Raw genomic sequence first — 20,304 nt, forward strand, 5'->3', positions numbered from 1 at the left:
GTTTTTCGAAGCGGCACCACGGTTGGCACTGGCTACTCGTTGAACGCGGAAGGTGGAACAGATGTCTCCAACGGCTCAAGAAGTTGTCGAGGAAGTCGCCGAACTAGGGCCGATTCCCGAATCCAAGAAATTCGGGGCGGAGGCGCTGGGCACCTTCGTCCTGGTGATCGGCGGTGTCGGAACGGCGGTGCTGGCGGGGGACCGGGTCGGCGCGCTCGGCGTGGCACTCGCCTTCGGCCTCACGCTGCTGTTCCTGGTCTACGCCATCGGGCCGATCTCCGGCTGCCACGTCAATCCCGCGGTGACCCTCGGTCACCTGCTGCTCGGCCGGATCGGCGCGGTCACCGCGGCCGGTTACTGGATCGCGCAGTTGATCGGCGGTTTCCTCGCCGGGCTCGTGCTGTTCGCGCTGGCGAAGAACCTGCCCTCCTACGATCGGACCGTGGCCGGGCTCGGCGCCAACGGCTGGGGACGGCACAGCCCGTCCGCGCAAACCGGGCCGCTCGGCGAGGTGGTTCTGCAGAACGGCTACGGCATGGCCGCGATGATCATCATCGAGGTGATGCTCACCGCACTGCTGGTCTTCGTGGTGCTCGCCTCGACCGACCAGCTCTCCGACGTGCCACTGGCCGGCCTGTCCATCGGCGTCACCCTGGCCGTCATCCACCTGATCTCGATTCCGGTGGACAACACCTCGGTGAACCCGGCCCGCAGCCTCGCCGTCGCGCCCTACCAGGACGGCGCCATGGGCCAGGTCTGGGCGTTCGTGGTGTTCCCGCTCGTCGGCGGCGCCCTCGGCGCGCTGCTCTACGGGCTGCTGTTCGGCCGCTCGCGCAACCTGCTCTCCTGATCACCGGTCGCCGGGCTCGGCCGAGCCCGGCGACTTCGGTTCAGTGCCAGGCGTATTCGGCGCACAGACGGTGCGCCACCAGGTCGAAGGTCTTGCGCGGCAGGATGGCTCCTTCGCGGCGGATGCCGTCCTCGGGGACGTCGAGCACGCGGTCCAGCCGGACCCAGCTCGGCCGGCCTTCGGCATCCCAGCTGCCGCTGCCGATGCCGACCCAGTTCCGGTCGAAGGCGCGGTCCGCCTTCGACGACAGCATCAGGCCGAGCAGCGTCCTGCGGTCGCGGCCGACCACCAGCACCGGGCGATCCTTGCCGTTGGCCGGATCCTCCTCGTACGGCACCCAGGTCCACACGATCTCACCGGGATCCGCGCGCCCGTCCAGCTGCGGCGAGTACACGATCTGCCGCGCCCGTTCGGCCGTCGGCACCGGCGTGGACGCGGTCGGCCGCACCCGCACCGGACGTGTCCCACGCTGGGTCAGCGAACCGACCAGCCGCTCCACCAACTTCGGTCCCTGCTGCCGAACGATCCTGGGACCCTGCTCCTTCGCGATGATGCCGAGCTGCTTGCCGAGGGAGTTCCAACTTCGGGCCATCTTCGCAATATAACGGCGTACGCCGCGCTTCTCATCCGTGCCGGACCGCCGGCGGGCGAACTCTGAATTTGCTGATCTGGGCTTGTGATACCGAATCAGACGAGCGAGCTGAGCAAAGGTCCTCGTAAGCAGGGGCGAGGCAGTTCGGGATAGGCTCCGGCAGTTATAGCGATGAGGCACGGATGTGCGAGCGCTCACTTATGTTTCAACGCCGTGGGTGCACGGTCAGGACAGGTGGTTGTCCAGTACTTCGAGCCAGGCGTCGAAGTGGGGGCATTGCGTACGGAGTTCGGCAACGCCCAGATCGGCGATGGCCAGCGGACCATCGTTGGTTTTCGAGTATTGCGGGCAGTAGTCGAGGATTCGCTTCGATGGTGCGGTATCCGGGCCGTCATTGATCAGTTCGGGTCCACCTGCGATATGTACGTCTCTGACTAGTTTCTCGGTCAGTCCCGGCAAGAGGCAGCCGACCTGCTCTGCGGCAGCGAAAACCCAGGTCTCCAGCTCGTGCAGGATCAGATGCGGCACAAACCGGTGATCAGCTGCGGCGGCCGCGAGCGAACCTTCGACATGAGCCACCCGGTCACGGGGAGCCAAGCCGGTGGGAATGTCTGCCATCCCAGGCCCTTCTACCAAGAAGTGAAGGCGGTGATAGCTGGTCGTCATGTCTCGTCGAGGTCCTCCCTGGCGGGACGACCGCCGAGCAGGTTCTTTTCCCACAGCTCACCGAGTGAGTATTCCGCCAGCCAGGCTTCGAGTTCGGCGGCGTCTGGGCGGGAGAAGGCCGAACCACCGGCTCTGCGTTCGACGACGATCAGATCATCGACCTCGAACTGGTTCATCAGGGTGACCGATTGGGTGGCGATCAGAACTTGACTCCGTGCGGGGGCCGAGGCTTGTCGGAGCAAGTTCGCGAGCTGCACGATGGCGAAAGGATGCAGGCCTAGTTCGGGTTCGTCCAAGACGACCAGGGCGGGCAACTCTGGTTGCAGCAAAAGCGTCGCCAAACAGACGAATCGAAGCGTGCCGTCCGACATCTGATTGGCTGAGAAGACCGCGTCGGAGCCTTGCTGCTGCCATCGAAGGCGGATTCGGTCGTTGTTTTCGGGCTGCAGCACGAAATCCCGAAAGAACGGTGCCACCAACTGAATTGCGCCGACGATCCGGCGGTAGGCGGCTTGGTCGGCAGCCTCGTCGCTGGTCCGCAAGCGATACAGATAAGGGGCCAGGTTGCCGGCGTCCGAGCGCAGATTCAGGTTGTCTGCGGTGGAGACCATCCGTTTCACCGGGGCGTTCGCGCTCGTATCGTGGAAGTGGAAGACCTTGCAGCCTTCGAGCAGTGCGAAGACGTACTTGGCGATGCCACCGCGTGGGTCGCCGACGTCAGTGGCCAGACGTGTTTCGCGATGCCCGCGCCCGAGCGACTTCTGGTATGGACGGTCGTACTCCGGCTCGTGGTAGTACACGACTTCGGTCTCGAAGATCAGTTCGTCGTTCGCCGCCGGGACGAGGACCGCCTCGTACGAGTTGGGTTCCGCATCGAGTTCCAAGCGAATCCGAGAGCTGCCGTCACCGTCGGTCAGCAGTGCCGAGGCGCCGCCGTTGAGACCGACGAACAGTCCGAGCTCACAGTCGACGATTCGTCCGAGCAGCGCGAGCGCCTGGACGAAGTTGCTCTTCCCCGCTCCATTCGCACCCACCAGAATGTTCAGTTGGCGAAGCTCGACCGTCGCCGATCTGATCGAGGTGAATCCCTCGATCTGGATTGTCTTCAGCGGTTGGCCCGGCATGGGGCTAACTCTACGATGAGCCACTGACGTTCCCCGGATTGCTCGTGCGCCGACTCGAAATCGGCGCTGACCGCAATTGGCCCCACGTGGTTCAGCAGACCGATGGCGGTGGCCCAGTACTGCGCATGGGACGATAGAGGACAGTTTGCCGATACCCATGAGGAGTGGAGTGCCCGCCAGCTTCGCCGATACGACGTTCACCGATCCGGCTCGGATCCGGAACTTCTGCATCATCGCGCACATCGATCACGGCAAGTCGACGCTGGCCGATCGGATGCTGCAACTGACCGGAGTGGTCGAGGACCGGCAGATGCGCGCCCAATATCTGGACCGGATGGATATCGAGCGCGAGCGCGGCATCACCATCAAGGCACAGAACGTGCGGTTGCCGTGGCAGGCGGACGGCACCGACTACGTGCTGCACCTGATCGACACGCCCGGTCACGTCGACTTCACCTACGAGGTGTCGCGTGCGCTGGAGGCGTGCGAGGGCGCGGTGCTGCTCGTCGACGCGGCCCAGGGCATCGAGGCGCAGACCCTGGCCAACCTCTACCTGGCACTGGACAAGGATCTGACGATCATCCCGGTGCTCAACAAGATCGACCTGCCCGCCGCGGACCCGGACCGCTACGCCGGCGAGATCGCGCACATCATCGGGTGCGAGCCCGACGACGTGCTGCGCGTCTCCGGCAAGACCGGTGTCGGCGTGCCCGAACTGTTGAACGAGGTCATCAAGCAGGTGCCCGCGCCGGTCGGCGACCCGGACGCGCCGGCCCGCGCGATGATCTTCGACTCGGTCTACGACACCTACCGCGGCGTGGTCACCTATGTCCGCGTGGTGGACGGCAAGATCATCCCGCGCGAGAAGATCAAGATGATGTCCACCGGCGCGCAGCACGAACTGCTCGAGGTCGGCATCGTCTCGCCGGAACCCAAGGCGACCCAGGGGCTCGGCGTCGGCGAGGTCGGCTACCTGATCACCGGCGTGAAGGACGTGCGCCAGTCGAAGGTCGGCGACACGGTGACGGCCGCGCGCAACGGTGCCACCGAACCGCTCACCGGCTACCGCGAGCCGCGCCCGATGGTGTACTCCGGCCTGTACCCGGTCGACGGCTCGGACTACCCCGACCTGCGCGACGCGCTGGACAAGCTCCAGCTCAACGATGCCGCGCTGACCTACGAGCCGGAAACCTCGGTGGCACTCGGGTTCGGTTTCCGCTGCGGCTTCCTCGGCCTGCTGCACATGGAGATCACCCGCGAACGCCTGCAACGCGAATTCGACCTGGACCTGATCTCCACCGCGCCCAACGTGGTCTACACGGTGGAGATGGAGGACGGCAGCGAGCACGTCGTCACCAACCCGTCGTACTGGCCGGAGGGCAAGGTCCGGCACGTGTTCGAGCCGGTGGTGAAGTGCACGGTCATCTCGCCCAGCGAGTTCATCGGCTCGATCATGGAGCTGTGCCAGGGGCGCCGCGGCGAACTCGGCGGCATGGACTACCTGTCCGAGACCCGGGTCGAGCTGCGCTACACCATGCCGATGGCGGAGATCATCTTCGACTTCTTCGACTCGCTGAAGTCGCGCACCCGCGGCTACGCCAGCCTCGACTACGAAGAGTCGGGCGTGCAGGAGTCGTCGCTGGTGAAGGTGGACATCCTGCTGCAGGGCGAGGCCGTCGACGCGTTCAGCGCGATCGTGCACAAGGACGCGGCGCAGGCCTACGGCAACAAGATGACCACCAAGCTGCGCGAACTCATCCCGCGTCAGCAGTTCGAGGTGCCCATCCAGGCGGCCATCGGCTCGAAGATCATTGCCCGCGAGAACATCCGCGCCATCCGCAAAGACGTGCTCGCCAAGTGCTACGGCGGCGACATCAGCCGCAAGCGCAAGCTGCTGGAGAAGCAGAAGGAAGGCAAGAAGCGGATGAAGACGATCGGCCGAGTCGACGTCCCGCAGGAAGCCTTCGTGGCCGCCCTCTCCTCCGACGCCGCCTCCGACAAGCCGAAGGGCCAGAAGTAGGCCGCTAAGTTTTCAGCGTCACCCGCAGGCGGGTGCCGCCTAGGGGGCTCTTGGTGAGTTCGGCTGTGCCGGAGTGGAGTTCGGCTTGTTGTAGGACGAGGGCCAGGCCGAGGCCGGAGCCGGGGGAGCCGGGGCCTTTGACGAAGCGGTCGAAGGTGTTGGGGCAGACGGTTTCCGGGATGCCGGAACCGTTGTCGTCGATCAGGATGTCGACCTCGTCGGCGCGGGGGGTCACGGAGATGGCGATGGTGTCGGCGTGACCGTGCTGCACGGCGTTCGCGACGGCGTTGGTGACGATGAGCAGCACGCCGCCGGGCAGTCCGGTCACGGTGACGGGCTCGCATTCGGTGAGTGTGACGGCGACGTCGGGGTAGCGGCGTTGCGCGTCCTGCGCTGCGCGGTCCAGGGTTTCGCACAGGTCGAAGGATTCGAACACGTCGGGTTCGGTGAGTTCGCCGACCGCGAGCCGCTCCAGGTCGGTGAGCGTGTTCTCGATCTGCTGCTCGGCGAAGAGCACCTCGGACAGGATCGCGCCGCGCTGTTCGGCGGGAATCTCCTTGGTGGCCAACACCTGTAGGTCGGTGCGCAGCGCGGTCAGCGGAGTGCGCAGCTCGTGCGCGCAGACGGCGGCGAAGTCGCGCGCACTGGTCAGCGCGCGATTGGTGGCGTGGTGTGCGGCTTCCAGCCTGGTCAGCATGCGGGTGATGGCGTCGGAGAGTTCCTCGGATTCCCGCGCGCCGCGGCCGGACAGCGGCGGCAGCTCTTCGAGCGTGTCGATGCCGTGGGTGGCGGCGGCGAGGCTGCGCAGCGGGCGCGCGGCGTAACCGGCCAGGAGCCAACCGAGTACGGCCGCGATCAGTGCTCCGGCCACGCCGATGCCGAGGCCGATCAACTGGCTGCGGTGAATGGCGGAGGCGACGACGTCGCGGTTCGGGTCCAGCGAGACGAGCACACCGGGCAGTCCGTCGACGCGGGCGATCGCCACGTCGGAGGGCAGGTCGTCGCGCCGGACGGTGGTGGCCGCATCCGGGATGTCGGCCGCGGTCGGCGCTTCGGTCGCATAGGTCGAAGGGCCCGCGCGTTCCGGCGCGGCAGGCGGCGGCGGTACGGCCGGCCCGGGCGGCCCCGGAGCCGGGAGTGTTTCCGCCGGAACACCTTTCAGCGGCGGCGCGACCCGGACCGCCATCGAGGAGACGGTCTCGTCGAGCTGTCGCTCGCCGGACGCGTTGAGCAGCGCGGCGAAGGTGACGGTGAGGGTGAGCGCGACGAGTGCCGCGACCACGCCGGACACCACCGCCACCCGGGTACGCAGTGACGGCGAACGTTTCACGGCTGCTCCCGCAGGACGAATCCGACGCCGCGCACCGTGTGCACCACCCGTGCCGCGCCGGGCGCCTCGAGTTTGCGGCGCAGATACGAGACGAAGACGTCGACCACGTTGGTGTCGGTCGGGAAGTCGTAACCCCATACCGCGGAAAGGATCTGCTCGCGGCCGAGCACGATCCCCGGATGGTCGGCGAGCAACGCGAGTACCTCGAATTCTCGTTTGGTCAGGTCGACGGGCTTGCCCGCGGCCAGCACGCGATGCCCGGCCAGGTCGATCTGCACCTGGCCGACCCGCACCGGCGCGCCGGCGGGCTCGGCGGCGCCGACCCGGCGGCGCAACAGCGCGCGCAGCCGGGCGACGAGTTCGCCGAGGTCGAAGGGTTTGGTGAGGTAGTCGTCGGCGCCGCGTTCCAGGCAGGCGATCCGGTCGGTCACGGCGCTGCGCGCGCTGAGCACGCAGATCGGGATGTCGTTGCCCATCGCGCGCAACGCCGTGACCACGCCTTCACCGTCGAGCGTCGGCATGTTCACGTCCAACACCATGGCGTCGGGCGTCTCGGTGCGGCACATGGTCAGCGCCTCGGCGCCGTCGCTCGCGGTGATCACCTCGAAGTCGGAAAGCTCCAGCCCGCGTCGCAGCGACGCGAGGACACGAACCTCGTCGTCCACGACCAAGATCCGGTGTCCGGTCATGGATCAACAGTAGTCCCGCAGGTCAGCGCACGCTGGCGGCGACGCAGCCTTCGTCGAGCGGAGCGGTGGCCAGCGGCGGCGTCCCGGGCACGAGCGGCGTCGCCGGGTCGATCGGGGTGGCGGGCACCGCTTCAACCGGGCCCTGACGTTCGATGGTCACCCAGGGACCGTCCTCGCCCTCGTTCGTGGTGATCACGACCTGCCCGTCCGGGTCATCGATCGACGGGCACACCACGACCTGACCGGGACCGACCGGCTCGGCCGGGACGCCGGGCGCGGGCGCGGGAACGGCGGGACGGACGGGCTGCGCCGAGGCAGCACCCGCCATGCCCGCGACCACGGCGGCGGTGAGCGCTGTTCCGCCCAGCACGGCGGCGACGCGACGTCCGATGAGTGAGGTCATGAGGGGGTCTCCTTCAGCTCGATCCTGTCGACCGGGTGGCTCGACGAGTTCGACGTTAGGTACGGGATCTTCACGAGTCGTTGAGTAACTGTTAGAGAACTCTTAGGTCTGCCGGAATCGCTGGTGCGCCGCGTTCGAACGGGCAGAATCGGTCCTGGTCATCGCCGGTTTTGAAAGCGTCCGATGGTTTGCTCGACCCACTAGAAATAGGGCTTTCGTTCTGCTTTTGGGGATGGCAAGGTTGTGTTGCTCGCCACCGCTGGACTCTCTACAGTCCTGGGTAAAGTGACAGTCGGGTTTTCCCGAAATAGTGTTAGGTGATCTTCACTCGGTCCGGCCGGACGCGTGAGGATGGCTGCTGGAACCCGAGATGGAGCTTTCATGACGCGTGACCTGCCCTTCGATGACGACGCCACCGAGGGAGCCGAGCGCACGGGTGATACCGCCTATCGAGTAGCCACCGGCGTCGCGCGCGTCGCCCGCGCGGGCGCCTACGTCACCGGTGGCGCACTGATCGCGGCGAACGGCGGCGGCGTGCCTGCCGCGCCCGGTTCCCGGTTGGACAGCATGAACACCGGCTGGGCGCACAACAGCGACCCGGACTCCGGTGCCCCCTCACCGGTCATCACGTTTCCGGACCCGGTCATCGAACCCGCGCCGCTGAACCCGCAGCATTCGCCGAATCTCCCGGTCTCGCACGGCAATTCCGGTTTCGACCTGCCCGGCACCGCCGGCGGCGCGAACTTCCCGCTGCCGACGCTGCACGGTGACTACAACGGCACCGACGCAGGACTGCCCGGCCTGCCCGGGACCGATTCCGGCCACGGCTTCGGCCTGCCGAGCCTGCCCGGCAACGCGGCCTCCGACGGTGTGCCCGGTATCGGCGGCCTCCCCGGCACGGACACGGCGCAGTCCGGCGGACTGCAACTGCCGGGCACGCCCGGCAACGCCCCGAACCACGATCTCGATCTGCCCGGCGGCCAAGGCTTCGGCCTGCCCGGGCACGGACTCGGTCAGGCGGGTCACGGCTTCGGCCTGCCCGGCACCAACGGCTTCGTCGCGCCGGGCTCGTTCGATCTGCCCGGCACGCACCCGATCGCGGGCACGCCCTCGGCCGGAACGCCGACGGGTGACGGCCCGTTCGACGGCGTCGGCGGGGACAACCTCGGCGTCTTCGTCGGCACCTCGTGGCAGGTCGATTTCGGCGTCGGCCCGAACGGCATCTACTTCAACTCCGAGATGAAGGTGGACGTCGGCGTCGGCCAGGTAGGCGACCAGCTCGACAACTTCACCGACTGGCTCGGCAGCGCGCTGCCCGCGCAGTCCGGTGGCGCGCGGTCGGCGACCGACCCGACCGACTCGAACCATCACGGGAACCCGGGCGTCGTCGGGGGACTCACCACGCCGCTCGGCGGTCCCTCCACGACACAGTCGGCCATGTCCGCTCAGTCGCCGGCACCGGCTGCTACCCAGACTGCGGCGCCTCCGGCTGCTACCCAGCCAGTCGCGCAGCCGCCCGCGCCGGTCGTGGCCGCGGTCGCGCCCGCTGCCGTGGCGCCGGTCGCCGTCGCGCCCGCGGTCGTGGCTCCGGCGGTCGTCGCGCCGGTGGCGAGCGCCGCGCAGCCGGTGGTGGCCACCCCGTTGCAGACCACGATCCAGCCCGACGCGGCCAGCACGCCGATCGCGAACGTGATCGGCGCCCCGCCTGCCGGTCCCTCGGTGCTCACCGCGCCGGCCGCCGCGACGCCCGCGTTGTTCGATCAGGCGCGCCCGACGCCGGTGGTGAAACCGACTCCGGTGGTTGATCATTCGCGTCCCACCGACGTCTCGACCCCGTCGACGACGAACTCGCCGACCACCATCACCAAGACGGTGCCGACGACCCCGGTGGTGCCGTCCGACGTCACCACGCCGTCGGTGCCGAAGACGTCGAACCCCGACGTGACCAAGGTGCCCGGCGTGTCGACTCCGACGACGCCGCACACCCAGCCGAGCACCGGCCAGACCGACCCCACCACGAAGGTCCCGGGGACGACCGGATCCCAGCCGTCGACCCACGTCCCGACCACGTCCCCCGATGACGATGTGACCACTCCGGGCACGGCACCCACCGGCCCCACGAGCGGTGCGGGCGACGACATCACCACCCAGCCGACCGCGCCGACGCAGCCGACCGCACCCACCCGCGACGTGCCGACGGCCACCCAGCCGGAACCGACCGCGACGGTGCCGACGCACGACATCCCGACCCGGGACGTGCCGACGCACAACGCGCCGGCCCCGACGGCCGATCTGCCGCCGACCTACCACGCACCGACGCCTAGCCAGGCGCCCGTGCCCACCTACAAGCCGCCGGTCGTCGACCCGAAGCCGCACGGTATCTCCGACCCGATCAATGTCGGGCCGTACTATCCGGCAGGGGACTCGGTGCAGGTCGTGGATCACGTGACCTACACCGATCACGCGCCGCTCACGGTCGCCGCGAGCGGTGGTCTGTCCGGTGGGTTGATGCCGGAGGCGACCCTGGCGGAGACCCACCACATCGTCCCGGGCGGCGTGGACATAACGTTGCTGTAAACCGGAACGCAGGGGGCGTCCCGTGCAGATCGAAAGCAAACCACTGTAAGGAGGACGGTTGTCTGCCGCAGCCGGGCTGAAGGCCGCGACGGTGAAACACCCGGACGCGATGGCGCCGCTGATCCGGATACTCGACGAACTGCGGGAGATCGCCGGATTCGCGGGGCGGGACGACCTCGGCAGTCGTTTGAGCATGGTGCGCGCCCGGGTCAGCGACCCACGGGTGCGGCTCGTCGTGGTCGGCGAGCCCAAGAACGGGATGAGCACGCTGGTCAACAGCCTGGTCGGCGCGTCGGTCAGTGCCACCGACAGTGACCTGAGCGTGCCCGTCATCGTCGAGTACGGGCCGGAACCGACTGCGACACTGGTGCGTTCGGTCGACGGACGGACCGAACGGCAGTCGGTGGATCCGCTCGACCCCGGCCCCGCGATCTCCGCGTTCGGCGTGATCCGCGCCGAATTCACCCAGCCCAGCCCGCTGCTGGCCGACGGGGTCGTGGTGATGGACGCGCCCGGCACGCGCGGCGCCGCCGACAACACCACCTGGTCGATGATCGCCGCCGCCGACGCCGTGCTCTACGTCGGCAACGCGGCCACCGAACTCACCGTCGACCAGATCGCCTACCTGCAGCGCATCCAGCAGATCTGCCCCACGGTCATCTGTGTGCTCAACAAGATCGACCAGTTCTCCCACTGGTCGCACACCCAGCAGCGCAATCGGGAACTGCTCGACGCCGCCGGGCTCGGCTTCGCGGTGGCGCCGGTCTCGGCGGAACTGCACCGGCAGGCGGGACTGTCCGGCAACTACCAGCGCGATATCGAATCCGGTGTGCCGCAACTGATCGACCATCTGCGCGACTACGTGGTGTCGCGCGCGGACAGCGTGGCGCTGGACGCGGCCGTGCAGGACATCCGCCTGGTGAGTGACCATCTCGCGCTGACCCTGCGCAACGAGGTCGAATCGCTGCGCGACCCGCGCCGGCGCGCCGAGATCACCGACAAACTCGTCCGCGCTCGCGACGATGCGGACCAGCTGCGGCAGCGCACGTCGAACTGGCAGGTCACGCTGGTGGATGGCAGCACCGAGCTGATGGCCGATATCGAACATGATCTGCGGCACCGGTTGCGCAATCTGGTGCGCGACGCGGAAGCCGAGATCATGCAGCACGATCCCGCGCGCCGCTGGAAGGAATTCGGCACCGACTTGGACGCCCGTATCTGCGAGGCCGTCGAAGAGAATTTCGTGATGGCGCACTATCGTTCGGTCGAGCTGTCCGAGCAGGTGGCCTCGAAGTTCTTGGCAGACAACCGAACCGCCCCGATACCGGATATGCGATTGGAAAACCCCGGTGAGGTGCTGGAGGCGGTGCAACCGCTGGAGCCGCTCGAAAGCGCGAAAGTCGGTGTGACCGAGCCGTTTCTGTCGGGTCTGCGCGGTTCCTACGGCGGTGTCCTGATGGTCGGTCTCGCCACCAGCCTGCTCGGCATGTCGCTGGTGAACTGGTACTCGGCCGGTGCGGGTGTGCTGCTCGGTGTCAACGCGCTGTGGGACGACCGTAAGAATCGCAAGGCCCGTCGGCGTGCCGAGGCCAAGGTGGCGGTCGCCAGGCTCATGGACGACGTGATCTTCCAGGTCAGCAAGGAATCACGAAATCGCCTGCGCGCCATGCAACGTGTCCTGCGCGACCACTTCACCGAAATCGCCGGCAATGTCGCCAAGCAGGCCGACGAGGCCCTGCGCCTCGCCGAGGCCGCCTACCAGAAATACGGCGACCGCAGCGGCGACCGCATCGCCGACCTGGACAAGCAGATCGTCAAACTGCGCGAACTGCGTGAACAGGCCGACGGCCTCGTCGCCCCCTGACCCCGCCCTCAGGCGGGGCGGTTCGCTGGTACGTGGGCGGGTTGGAAGCCGCTGGCGGGGCGGTTTTCTTCGGCTCTGATGACGTGGGTGACCGCGTTGATCAGGGCGAGGTGGGTGAAGGCCTGGGGGAAGTTGCCGAGGTGGCGTCCGCTGCGCGGGTCGATCTCCTCCGCGTAGAGCTGCAGGGGGCTGGCGAAGCCGAGCAGGCGCTCGCACAGGTGCCTGGCCCGCTGCACCTCGCCGATTTCGACCAGCGCGGACACCAGCCAGAACGAGCAGATGGTGAAAGTGCCTTCGGCGCCGGACAATCCGTCGTCGGTGGTCTCGGTGCGGTAGCGCAGCACCAGTCCGTTCTCGGTGAGCCGGTCGGCGATGGACAGCACGGTGGCGCGGATCCGGTGATCGTGCGGCGGCAGGAAACGGGTCAGCACCGCCAGCAGCAGTGAGGCGTCCAGGGTGTCGCCGCCATAGGTTTGCGTGAAGACGCCGTTGCTGTTCACCCCGTGGGTGAGGATGTCGTCCTTGATCTCGTCGGCGATGGTGTACCACTCGGTCGCGTGCTCGATCTGGCCGTGCAGTTCGGCCAGTTTCGCGCCGCGGTCGAGCGCGACCCAGCACATCACCTTGGACGAGGTGAAATGCTGTGGCTCGCCGCGCACCTCCCAGATGCCGCGGTCGGGCTCGCGCCAGCGCGCGATGGCCGCGCGCACCTGACGTTCCAGCAACGGCCACAACGTTTCCGGTACCTGCTGCCGCGACTTCACGTGCAGGTACACGGCGTCGAGCATGGTGCCCCAGATGTCGTGCTGATCCTGGTTGTAGGCGGCGTTGCCGATGCGCACCGGACGCGCCCGGTCGTAGCCGCTGAGGTGATCGAGGGTCTCCTCGGTGATCAGTCGTTCACCGCCGATGCCGTAAAGCACTTGCAGCGGAACAGCATCGCCGTTGTCGCCGGTGGTCGCGTCGCGCAGGAACGCGAAGAAGTCGTCGGCCTCGCGATCGAGCCCGAGCGTGTACAAGCCCCACAGGGCGAAGCTGGAGTCGCGCACCCAGGTGTAGCGGTAGTCCCAATTGCGCTCGCCGCCAGGCGTTTCCGGCAGGGAGGTGGTGGACGCGGCGAGCAGGGCCCCGGTGGGGGCGTAGGTAAGGCCCTTGAGCGTCAGCGCGCTGCGCTGTAAGTAGCTGCGCCACGGGTGATCCGGGAAATTCCCGAGGGTGATCCACTGCCGCCAGGACTCGGTGGTCTGCCACATCTTCTGCGCCGCATCCTGATACGTCTTCGGTGCGGGCAGCTCCGACCAGGTCAACGCGACATACACCTCGTCGCCCTCCTGCATCCTGGTGCGTGCCCTGGCCTCCCGGCCCTCCAAACCGAGCCGCAGGTCTGTGGTGAGCACCAGCGTCGGTCCGGCGGCCGGGTCGTCGGTGCGGACCGCCGTGGCCTCCTCGTACACCTTGCCGGTGTACTCCCAGCGGGCCGTCGCGCGGTGGTAGTCGAACGAGGGCTCGCAGCTCATCTCCAGCTCGACGGTGCCGTTCACGCATTTCACCGTGCGCAGCAGCATGTGCTCGGCATCCCAGTCCATCGGGGTGCGGCGGTGCGTCTTGGAGCGCTGATCGTTGTTGTGCCACGGCCCGAGCACCAGCGCGTCGCGCACGATCAGCCAGCCGGTCTCGGTCTGCCAGGTGGTTTCGAGGATCATCCCGCCCGGCAGATAGCGCCGCGCGGCGGGCACGTTCACGCCGTACGGGCCGATCCGGAAGTGGCCCGCGCTGCGGTCGAGCATCGCGCCGAAGATGCTCGGCGAATCCGGGCGGGGGACGCACATCCACTCGACCGCGCCGTTGTTGCCGATCAGGCAGCTGGTCTCGCAGTCGGACAGGAACGCGTAGTCGTCGATCGGCGGGAAGGCGCCGTGCCGCGGCTCGGTCAGCTGGCTGGGTACCGGCAGGTCGTACGGTTCGTCGACGGTGAGATCATCGGAGGACGGCATACCTCACAGTATCTATGCCCCTAGCCTGCGAATAGGGGTCTCTGCCCCCGTCGGAATCGGGCTTGCTTCTCTCTCAGGTGGACGCACTAGGCTGGGTTCGTGGTACATCACATCGCAGGTTGGTGGGACAGCTTCGAGCTGTGGGTTGCGGGACTCCCGTTCATCCCGCAGTTCCTGGTCGTGCTCGTCGGCATGGTCCCGATCTGCTTCGCCATCGCCTTCGCGCTGGATCGGGTGCTGCGCGCCGCGCTGCGGGTGCTCGATCGCAAACACCCCGCCGACCCCGCGGTGCGGGTGCCGGCCGATGCCGCCACCCTCACCGCCGATCCGGACGCGGTGCTGCTGCCCGGCGACCCGCGCAGGCCCGTGCAGAGCGGTGCCCGCTGATGCCACGTTCGCGCGTCCAGCTGGCCTTGATCGCCCTGCTGGTGTTGGTGGTCGTCGCCTGGTTCTTCACCCGCTGACAAAGGTGGGCTGCTTGTAGCCGTCCCGCCGCGCACCTCCTGTCGTCCCGCGCGCGTGTCAGCCGACCGACACGCGCGCTTCGTGCGAAACCGCCCGCGGCAGCTATCGAACGGCACCTAGTTGTTCTGCTCGCCCGAGCGCCAGTCGTTGAACCGCTTGCCGATCTTGGACACGGTGTCGCCCACCTCTTGACCGACCGTGTTCACGGCCGCGCCCACATCCTTGCCGAGGTTTCGCACGGTGCGGATCAGCGGATCCTCGGACTGGTCGAAGTTGTTGCGATAGGTCCGGGCGGCCTCCTTGATCTCCGCGCCGATGCTGGCGTTCTTGTCGTGTTCGCGCCGCGGGTAGTCGCCGGCGAGGATGCGGTCGTATTCGCCGCTCTGGATCCAGCGCCGCAGCTCCGAAGCACGCAGCACCGAGAACGGATGGCTCTGCAATTCCAGATTGAGCAGTTTCAGCACACCGTCGCGCAGGTCGCCGGAGCGTTCGTAGTCGTCGGCCTGGGCCAGGAACGCGCCGTGATTCATCTCCTTGATCCAGGTGCCGCCCGCCGTCTTCATGTGCACCCGCACCGAGGTATCGACGTCCTGCACGCACAGCAGCCCGGCCCGGTCGCCGGAGAGCTCGGATTTACGGCTCCATTCCATCAACGCGGCGACGATGGCGCGTAATGCCCAGCCGCCCACCGGCATCCAGCCGAAGCCGGCCGAGATCCGCAGCAAGTGCATGAGCATGGTGCGGTACACGGCGTGGCCCGACAGTGCGTGGCCGAGCTCGTGGCCGATGGTGAACCGCAACTCCTCGGTATCCATCAGGTCGATCAAACCCGTGGTCAGCACGATGAACGGCTGGTCCATGCCGATCGTGAAGGCGTTCACCTGCGGGCTCTGCAGCACGAACATCTCCGGCGTGGTGCGCGCGTCGAGCACCTGGACACAGTCCTCCCGCAACTGATGCAGCGACCGGAACTGCCGCTCGTCCACCCGCACCGCCGTCGCGAGGTACATCAACCGGTGCTGCCGTTCTTGCAGCAAACCCGACAGGGTGCGCAGGATGGCGTCGAAACCGGACAGTGTGCGCAGTGTGACCAAGGCGGTGCGATCGGCGGGATGCTCCCACGCGCGGGTGCTGATGCCGGGAAATCGCGCGCGGACCCGATCCGGGCTGGTAGTCATGGGATGAAACCCCCCTCTTCCTGGAACTCTGTAATTCGAACTAACACAACGTGCTCTGCTACAGTCTGCCCGTGTCTTCGAGTGTCGTCCCGCTGGTCCGCCATGAATTGGCGTTGATCGCGGTCGGCAACCTCGCGGTCGCGGACATTCTCTGTCGCTGATCGGCGACCGGGCACGGCTGCGCGTCCCTACTTCGTAGACTGGCGTGCAATTTTTTCGCAGACGTCCCCGAACCCCCGGCGGCCTTCCGGCCGACAGCCACGCCATTGCCGCATAATTCCGGCGACAGGTCTACCGATCCACCAGCATGTCTGTGCCACTCGACGCCCCGAGCCGGCAGCCAGTAGGAAAGGTCCACCCCGAAATGTCTCGCAAATCTTGGCTCTTCTCGCGCCGCAGCGCCGTTGCCATCGCCGTCACCTCAGCCGCGGCGGTCGTGCTCACCGCCTGCGGCGGCGGAGCCAGTGACACGGTCGGGGGCAGCGGTGCCGACGGCAGCGGTGGCACGCTCAACCTCTACGCCTACGCGGTGCCCAAGCCCGGCTTCGACAAGGTCGTGCCGGAGTTCAACAAGACCGAGCAGGGCAAGAACGTCGTCGTCAACGGCTCCTACGGCGCCTCGGGTGATCAGTCCCGCAAGGTCAAGGACGGTGCCGAGGCCGATGTGGTGAACTTCTCCGTGGAACCCGACATCACCCGCCTGGTCGATGCCGGTCTGGTCGACTCGAACTGGAATGCCGACGCCACCAAGGGGATTCCGTTCGGTTCGGTCGTCGCGATCGTGGTCCGCAAGGGCAACCCGAAGGGCATCAGGGACTGGGACGACCTGCTGAAGCCGGGTATCGAGGTGGTCACCCCGAACCCGTTCAGCTCGGGCTCGGCCAAGTGGAACCTGCTCGCGCCCTACGCGGCCAAGTCCGAGGGCGGCCAGAACCCGCAGGCAGGCCTGGACTTCCTGAGCCAGTTGGTGTCCAAGGAGCACGTGAAGGTGCAGCCGAAGTCGGGCCGGGAGGCCACCGAGACGTTCCTGCAGGGCACCGGTGACGTGCTGCTCAGCTACGAGAACGAGGCGCTGTTCTCCGAGCGCAACGGCGACCAGATCGAGCACTTCGTGCCGCCGGTCACCTTCAAGATCGAGAACCCGGTCGCGGTGCTCAAATCGAGCAAGAACCAAGAGAAGGCCGTGGCCTTCCGTGACTTCCTGTACACCCCTGAAGGTCAGCGGGCTTGGGCCGCAGCCGGTTTCCGGCCGGTCGACCCGAAGGTGGCGGCCGAGTTCGGCAAGGACTTCCCGACCCCGCAGCGGCTGTGGACCATCGCCGACCTGGGTGGCTGGAAGACCGTGGACAAGGAGCTGTTCACCCCGAACACCGGCTCCGTCGCCGTGATCTACGACAAAGCGACCAAGTAACCGGGCTGAACGGACGGAATACTGGACGACTGTGACTGACAGCAGCACCGCCGGGGACGGGGCAGCACCCGTTTCCGGCGGTTCCCAGAAGGTGAGCCCGGCCGGGCGCGTGAACTGGTCGTGGCTGCGCGTGACCGGCTCGGTGGGCCCGCTCGGCATCGCCACCGCCGTGCTGTGGCTCAGCATCATCGTGCTGCTGCCGCTGGCCGCACTCACCGTCACCTCGTTCGACGAGGGCTGGTCCGGCTTCTGGAGCGCGGTCACCGCGCCCGCGGCGCTGGACTCGTTGCGGATCACCGTGTTCGTCTCGGTGGTGGTCGCGGTGATCAACGTGGTGATGGGCACGCTCATCGCCTGGGTGCTGGTGCGCGACGAGTTCCCGGGCAAGAGCATCGTCAACGCGCTGATCGACCTGCCGTTCGCGTTGCCGACGATCGTCGCCAGCATCGTGCTGCTCTCGCTGTACGGCCCGCAGAGCCCGATCGACATCCACCTCAACGCGACCCAACCCGGCCTCATCGTGGCGCTGGCGTTCGTCACGCTGCCGTTCGTGGTGCGTTCGGTGCAGCCGGTGCTGATCGAGGCCGACCGCGAGGTGGAACAGGCGGCGCTCTCGCTGGGCGCGAACAACTGGACCACGTTCCGCCGCATCGTTTTACCGACGCTGGCCCCGGCGATCATCTCCGGCGGCGGCCTCGCCTTCGCCCGCGCCATCGGCGAATACGGCTCGGTGGTGCTGATCGGCGGCGCCATCCCGCGCAAGACCGAAATGGCTTCGCAATACATCCAGAAGCAGATCGAAATCGACCGGCCGATCAACGCCGCCGCGGTTTCGGTTGCCCTGCTGGTCATTTCGTTCGCGACCCTGCTCGTGCTCCGCCTGCTCGCCGAACGCAGCGTGCGCAAGGAACAGGAGACGCGTTGAAACTCTCTGCATGGTCCCGTATTCCGCTGCGGGTGGTGGCGTTGGGCTACTTGGCCGTCTTACTGGTGCTGCCGCTGGTGATCATCCTGTATCGCACCTTCGAGAAGGGGATCGGCGCGTTCATCGATTCGATCTCCACGCCCGCCGCCATCTCCGCGTTCCAGCTGTCGATGATCATCGTGGCGATCGTGGTGCCGGTGAACGTGATCTTCGGCATCGTCACCGCGATCGCGCTGGTGCGCGGAAAGTTCCCGGGGCGCACCCTGGTTCAGGGCATCGTCGACCTGCCGTTCGCTGTGTCGCCGGTGGTGGTCGGCGTCGCGCTGATCCTGCTGTGGGGCGCCGGCGGCTGGTTCGGCGGCCTGGAGGACATCGGCTTCAAGGTGATCTTCAATCTGCCGGGCATGGTGATCGCCACCATCTTCGTCACGCTCCCGTTCGTGGTGCGCGAGGTGGAGCCGGTGCTGCACGAGATCGGCGACGAACAAGAACAGGCGGCCGCCACCCTGGGCGCCACCCGCTGGCAGACGTTCTGGCGCATCACCTTGCCCGCCATCCGGTGGGGCCTCACCTACGGCGTGGTGCTCACCGTGGCCCGCGCGCTCGGCGAGTTCGGCGCGGTGATCATGGTCTCCTCGGCGCTGCCCGGTAAGTCGCAGACCCTGACGCTGCTGGTGCACGGTCGATACATCAACGACCACAACACCTTCGGCGCCTACTCGGCCGCGACCCTGTTGATGGGCCTCGCGCTCGTGACACTCCTGTTGATGACCCTCCTCGAACGCAAGCGGGGCGCCAAATGATCACCGTGACCAATGCGAAGAAGAACTACGGTTCGTTCGCCGCGCTCGACGACGTCACCATCGATATCCCGTCCGGCGAGCTGACGGCCCTGCTCGGACCCTCGGGTTCGGGCAAGTCCACGCTGCTGCGGTCGATCGCGGGGCTCGAATCGCTCGACTCCGGCATCGTGGTGATCGCGGGCAACGACGTCACCCGGGTACCGCCGCAGAAACGCGACATCGGTTTCGTATTCCAGCATTACGCCGCGTTCAAGCATATGACCGTGCGCGACAACGTGGCGTTCGGCCTGAAGATCCGCAAGCGGCCCAAAGCCGAAATCGCCAAGCGGGTGGACGAATTGCTCGGCATCGTCGGTCTCGACGGCTTCCAGCATCGCTACCCGGCGCAGCTGTCCGGCGGTCAGCGCCAGCGCATGGCCCTGGCGCGCGCGCTCGCGGTCGACCCGCAGGTGCTGCTGCTCGACGAGCCGTTCGGTGCACTGGACGCCAAAGTCCGTGCGGACCTGCGTACTTGGCTGCGCAGGCTGCACGAGGAGGTGCACGTCACCACCGTGCTGGTCACCCACGACCAGGAAGAGGCCCTCGATGTGGCCGACCGCATCGCGGTGATGAACAAGGGGCGGATCGAGCAAATCGGTTCTCCGGAGGACGTTTACGACCGCCCCGCGAACGAGTTCGTGATGTCGTTCCTCGGCGCGGTGGCCCGGCTGAACGGACATCTGGTGCGCCCGCACGACATTCGCGTCGGCCGCGAGCCGAGCATGGCGCTGGCCGAGCACGAGGGCACCGCCGAATCCGCGGGCGTCACCCGGGCGACGGTCGAGCGCGTGGTGCATCTCGGTTTCGAGGTCCGGGTGGAACTGCGCAATGCCGCCACCGGCGATCTCTTCGCCGCCCAGGTGACCCGCGGTGACGCGGAGGCGCTGCGGCTCGCGGACGGCGAGACGGTCTACGCCCGGGCCACCCGGATCCCGGAGCTGCCCGCGCAGTGAGGCTCGCGCCGACCGGCTGCTGCGACGTTGCTGATCTTGTGCTGGTGCAAGGTTATCCGCCGAGCGCGGCCACCGAAGTATTGCCGCATTGTCCGGTACAGAGTTGCGGCGGTGGCCCGGCCGGCTCGGCCGGTCGAACGGGCTTCAGCGTGTCGTTCCGGCGAGTCCGCGCAGTATCGCGCGCCGCGGCCCCCGTGTCCGGTGAATAGGGATTGTTAGGGGCTATCACCGCATGTGAGAACGTGTATCCGGATGCGATGCCGGATGGGCGCCCGGCGCGGCGCCGGGCGGCAACCCGGGATGGGACACGATCGAATGTCGGCGTGTCGCAGTGAAATCCGGGCGTCGGCGCGATTCCTGCACTCCAGGGCAGGTGACCAGGACCGATCGTTGTGCTATGCAACCTGTTTCAGAACAGGCG

Annotated in this window: 18 protein-coding genes; 10 read left to right on the forward strand and 8 right to left on the reverse strand. The window is 67.4% G+C overall.

Going from position 1 to position 20,304, the window contains the following annotated elements:
• Positions 1–61 precede the first annotated feature (61 nt).
• The gene (locus O3I_RS09480; RefSeq protein ID WP_014982688.1) at positions 62–850 is read left to right on the forward strand and encodes an aquaporin; all 789 of its coding nucleotides are present in this window, start codon (positions 62–64) and stop codon (positions 848–850) included.
• 40 nt (positions 851–890) lie between these two features.
• On the opposite strand, the gene O3I_RS09485 is transcribed toward O3I_RS09480, so the two are convergent.
• The 3 genes from O3I_RS09485 to O3I_RS09495 all read right to left on the reverse strand — a co-directional run bounded on the left by O3I_RS09485 (position 891) and on the right by O3I_RS09495 (position 3,391).
• Positions 891–1,442, reverse strand: a complete 552-nt coding sequence (locus tag O3I_RS09485) for a type II toxin-antitoxin system PemK/MazF family toxin (protein ID WP_014982689.1) — start codon at positions 1,440–1,442, stop codon at positions 891–893.
• 225 nt (positions 1,443–1,667) lie between these two features.
• The gene (locus tag O3I_RS09490; RefSeq protein ID WP_081593934.1) at positions 1,668–2,108 is read right to left on the reverse strand and encodes a DUF4276 family protein; all 441 of its coding nucleotides are present in this window, start codon (positions 2,106–2,108) and stop codon (positions 1,668–1,670) included.
• Positions 2,105–3,391, reverse strand: a complete 1,287-nt coding sequence (locus O3I_RS09495) for an AAA family ATPase (protein WP_202804923.1) — start codon at positions 3,389–3,391, stop codon at positions 2,105–2,107. The genes O3I_RS09490 and O3I_RS09495 overlap by 4 nt, the downstream gene beginning before the upstream one ends.
• On the opposite strand from O3I_RS09495, the gene lepA reads away from it, so the two are divergent.
• The gene (gene lepA, locus O3I_RS09500; protein WP_041562510.1) at positions 3,390–5,252 is read left to right on the forward strand and encodes a translation elongation factor 4; all 1,863 of its coding nucleotides are present in this window, start codon (positions 3,390–3,392) and stop codon (positions 5,250–5,252) included. The genes O3I_RS09495 and lepA overlap by 2 nt on opposite strands.
• 4 nt (positions 5,253–5,256) lie before the next feature.
• Here lepA and O3I_RS09505 read toward each other — a convergent pair whose 3' ends face one another.
• Genes O3I_RS09505 through O3I_RS09515 form a run of 3 tightly spaced genes read right to left on the reverse strand, consistent with a single transcriptional unit; the run spans position 5,257 to position 7,674 of the window.
• Complete coding sequence (locus O3I_RS09505) at positions 5,257–6,582, reverse strand: sensor histidine kinase (protein WP_014982693.1); 1,326 nt, start codon at positions 6,580–6,582, stop codon at positions 5,257–5,259.
• Positions 6,579–7,271 carry a response regulator transcription factor gene (locus O3I_RS09510; RefSeq protein WP_014982694.1) on the reverse strand — a complete coding sequence of 231 codons (693 nt, stop codon included), beginning with the start codon at positions 7,269–7,271 and terminating at the stop codon, positions 6,579–6,581. Before O3I_RS09510 ends, O3I_RS09505 begins: the two co-directional genes overlap by 4 nt.
• 22 nt (positions 7,272–7,293) lie before the next feature.
• Positions 7,294–7,674: a hypothetical protein gene (locus O3I_RS09515; RefSeq protein ID WP_014982695.1), complete on the reverse strand. Its 381-nt coding sequence runs from the start codon at positions 7,672–7,674 to the stop codon at positions 7,294–7,296.
• 381 nt (positions 7,675–8,055) lie between these two features.
• Here O3I_RS09515 and O3I_RS45435 point away from each other — a divergent pair, with 381 nt between their 5' ends.
• Together O3I_RS45435 and O3I_RS09525 are read left to right on the forward strand one after the other, a co-directional pair.
• Positions 8,056–10,251 carry a hypothetical protein gene (locus tag O3I_RS45435; protein ID WP_014982696.1) on the forward strand — a complete coding sequence of 732 codons (2,196 nt, stop codon included), beginning with the start codon at positions 8,056–8,058 and terminating at the stop codon, positions 10,249–10,251.
• A 58-nt stretch (positions 10,252–10,309) separates the two neighbouring features.
• Positions 10,310–12,115, forward strand: a complete 1,806-nt coding sequence (locus O3I_RS09525; RefSeq protein ID WP_014982697.1) for a dynamin family protein — start codon at positions 10,310–10,312, stop codon at positions 12,113–12,115.
• 8 nt (positions 12,116–12,123) lie between these two features.
• On the opposite strand, the gene O3I_RS09530 is transcribed toward O3I_RS09525, so the two are convergent.
• Positions 12,124–14,109, reverse strand: coding sequence for a glycoside hydrolase family 15 protein (locus O3I_RS09530; protein WP_014982698.1), 1,986 nt, complete (start codon positions 14,107–14,109; stop codon positions 12,124–12,126).
• Between the two features lie 99 nt (positions 14,110–14,208).
• On the opposite strand from O3I_RS09530, the gene O3I_RS09535 reads away from it, so the two are divergent.
• Entirely contained in the window at positions 14,209–14,496 is a 288-nt protein-coding gene (locus tag O3I_RS09535) for a hypothetical protein (RefSeq protein ID WP_014982699.1), read from the forward strand.
• Positions 14,497–14,690: 194 nt separating this feature from the next.
• On the opposite strand, the gene O3I_RS09540 is transcribed toward O3I_RS09535, so the two are convergent.
• Positions 14,691–15,752 carry a M48 family metallopeptidase gene (locus O3I_RS09540; RefSeq protein WP_014982700.1) on the reverse strand — a complete coding sequence of 354 codons (1,062 nt, stop codon included), beginning with the start codon at positions 15,750–15,752 and terminating at the stop codon, positions 14,691–14,693.
• Positions 15,753–15,823: 71 nt separating this feature from the next.
• Here O3I_RS09540 and O3I_RS46940 point away from each other — a divergent pair, with 71 nt between their 5' ends.
• The 5 genes from O3I_RS46940 to O3I_RS09560 all read left to right on the forward strand — a co-directional run bounded on the left by O3I_RS46940 (position 15,824) and on the right by O3I_RS09560 (position 19,883).
• Positions 15,824–15,913, forward strand: a complete 90-nt coding sequence (locus O3I_RS46940) for an Ms4533A family Cys-rich leader peptide (RefSeq protein WP_324191976.1) — start codon at positions 15,824–15,826, stop codon at positions 15,911–15,913.
• 203 nt (positions 15,914–16,116) lie between these two features.
• On the forward strand, positions 16,117–17,163 hold the full coding sequence (locus O3I_RS09545; RefSeq protein WP_014982701.1) for a sulfate ABC transporter substrate-binding protein: 1,047 nt from the start codon (positions 16,117–16,119) through the stop codon (positions 17,161–17,163).
• A 91-nt stretch (positions 17,164–17,254) separates the two neighbouring features.
• Positions 17,255–18,088 carry a sulfate ABC transporter permease subunit CysT gene (gene cysT / locus O3I_RS09550; RefSeq protein WP_041563583.1) on the forward strand — a complete coding sequence of 278 codons (834 nt, stop codon included), beginning with the start codon at positions 17,255–17,257 and terminating at the stop codon, positions 18,086–18,088.
• Positions 18,085–18,891 (forward strand): sulfate ABC transporter permease subunit CysW, encoded by an 807-nt coding sequence (gene cysW / locus O3I_RS09555; RefSeq protein WP_041562511.1) that lies wholly within the window; start codon positions 18,085–18,087, stop codon positions 18,889–18,891. The genes cysT and cysW overlap by 4 nt, the downstream gene beginning before the upstream one ends.
• The gene (locus O3I_RS09560; RefSeq protein ID WP_014982704.1) at positions 18,888–19,883 is read left to right on the forward strand and encodes a sulfate/molybdate ABC transporter ATP-binding protein; all 996 of its coding nucleotides are present in this window, start codon (positions 18,888–18,890) and stop codon (positions 19,881–19,883) included. Before cysW ends, O3I_RS09560 begins: the two co-directional genes overlap by 4 nt.
• The last annotated feature ends 421 nt before the right edge of the window (positions 19,884–20,304 follow it).

This window comes from Nocardia brasiliensis ATCC 700358, from assembly GCF_000250675.2.
In the GTDB taxonomy this organism is placed as follows: Bacteria; Actinomycetota; Actinomycetes; order Mycobacteriales; family Mycobacteriaceae; genus Nocardia; species Nocardia brasiliensis_B.

Coding starts and splice junctions, on each gene's coding strand:
- O3I_RS09510 (WP_014982694.1), bottom strand. CDS start 7,271: ATGACCGGACACCGGATCTTGGTCGTGGACGACGAGGTTCGTGTCCTC.
- O3I_RS09495 (WP_202804923.1), bottom strand. CDS start 3,391: ATGGGTATCGGCAAACTGTCCTCTATCGTCCCATGCGCAGTACTGGGC.
- O3I_RS09490 (WP_081593934.1), bottom strand. CDS start 2,108: ATGACGACCAGCTATCACCGCCTTCACTTCTTGGTAGAAGGGCCTGGG.
- O3I_RS09515 (WP_014982695.1), bottom strand. CDS start 7,674: ATGACCTCACTCATCGGACGTCGCGTCGCCGCCGTGCTGGGCGGAACA.
- O3I_RS09560 (WP_014982704.1), top strand. CDS start 18,888: ATGATCACCGTGACCAATGCGAAGAAGAACTACGGTTCGTTCGCCGCG.
- lepA (WP_041562510.1), top strand. CDS start 3,390: ATGAGGAGTGGAGTGCCCGCCAGCTTCGCCGATACGACGTTCACCGAT.
- O3I_RS09480 (WP_014982688.1), top strand. CDS start 62: ATGTCTCCAACGGCTCAAGAAGTTGTCGAGGAAGTCGCCGAACTAGGG.
- O3I_RS09545 (WP_014982701.1), top strand. CDS start 16,117: ATGTCTCGCAAATCTTGGCTCTTCTCGCGCCGCAGCGCCGTTGCCATC.
- O3I_RS09540 (WP_014982700.1), bottom strand. CDS start 15,752: ATGACTACCAGCCCGGATCGGGTCCGCGCGCGATTTCCCGGCATCAGC.
- O3I_RS09530 (WP_014982698.1), bottom strand. CDS start 14,109: ATGCCGTCCTCCGATGATCTCACCGTCGACGAACCGTACGACCTGCCG.
- O3I_RS45435 (WP_014982696.1), top strand. CDS start 8,056: ATGACGCGTGACCTGCCCTTCGATGACGACGCCACCGAGGGAGCCGAG.
- O3I_RS09485 (WP_014982689.1), bottom strand. CDS start 1,442: ATGGCCCGAAGTTGGAACTCCCTCGGCAAGCAGCTCGGCATCATCGCG.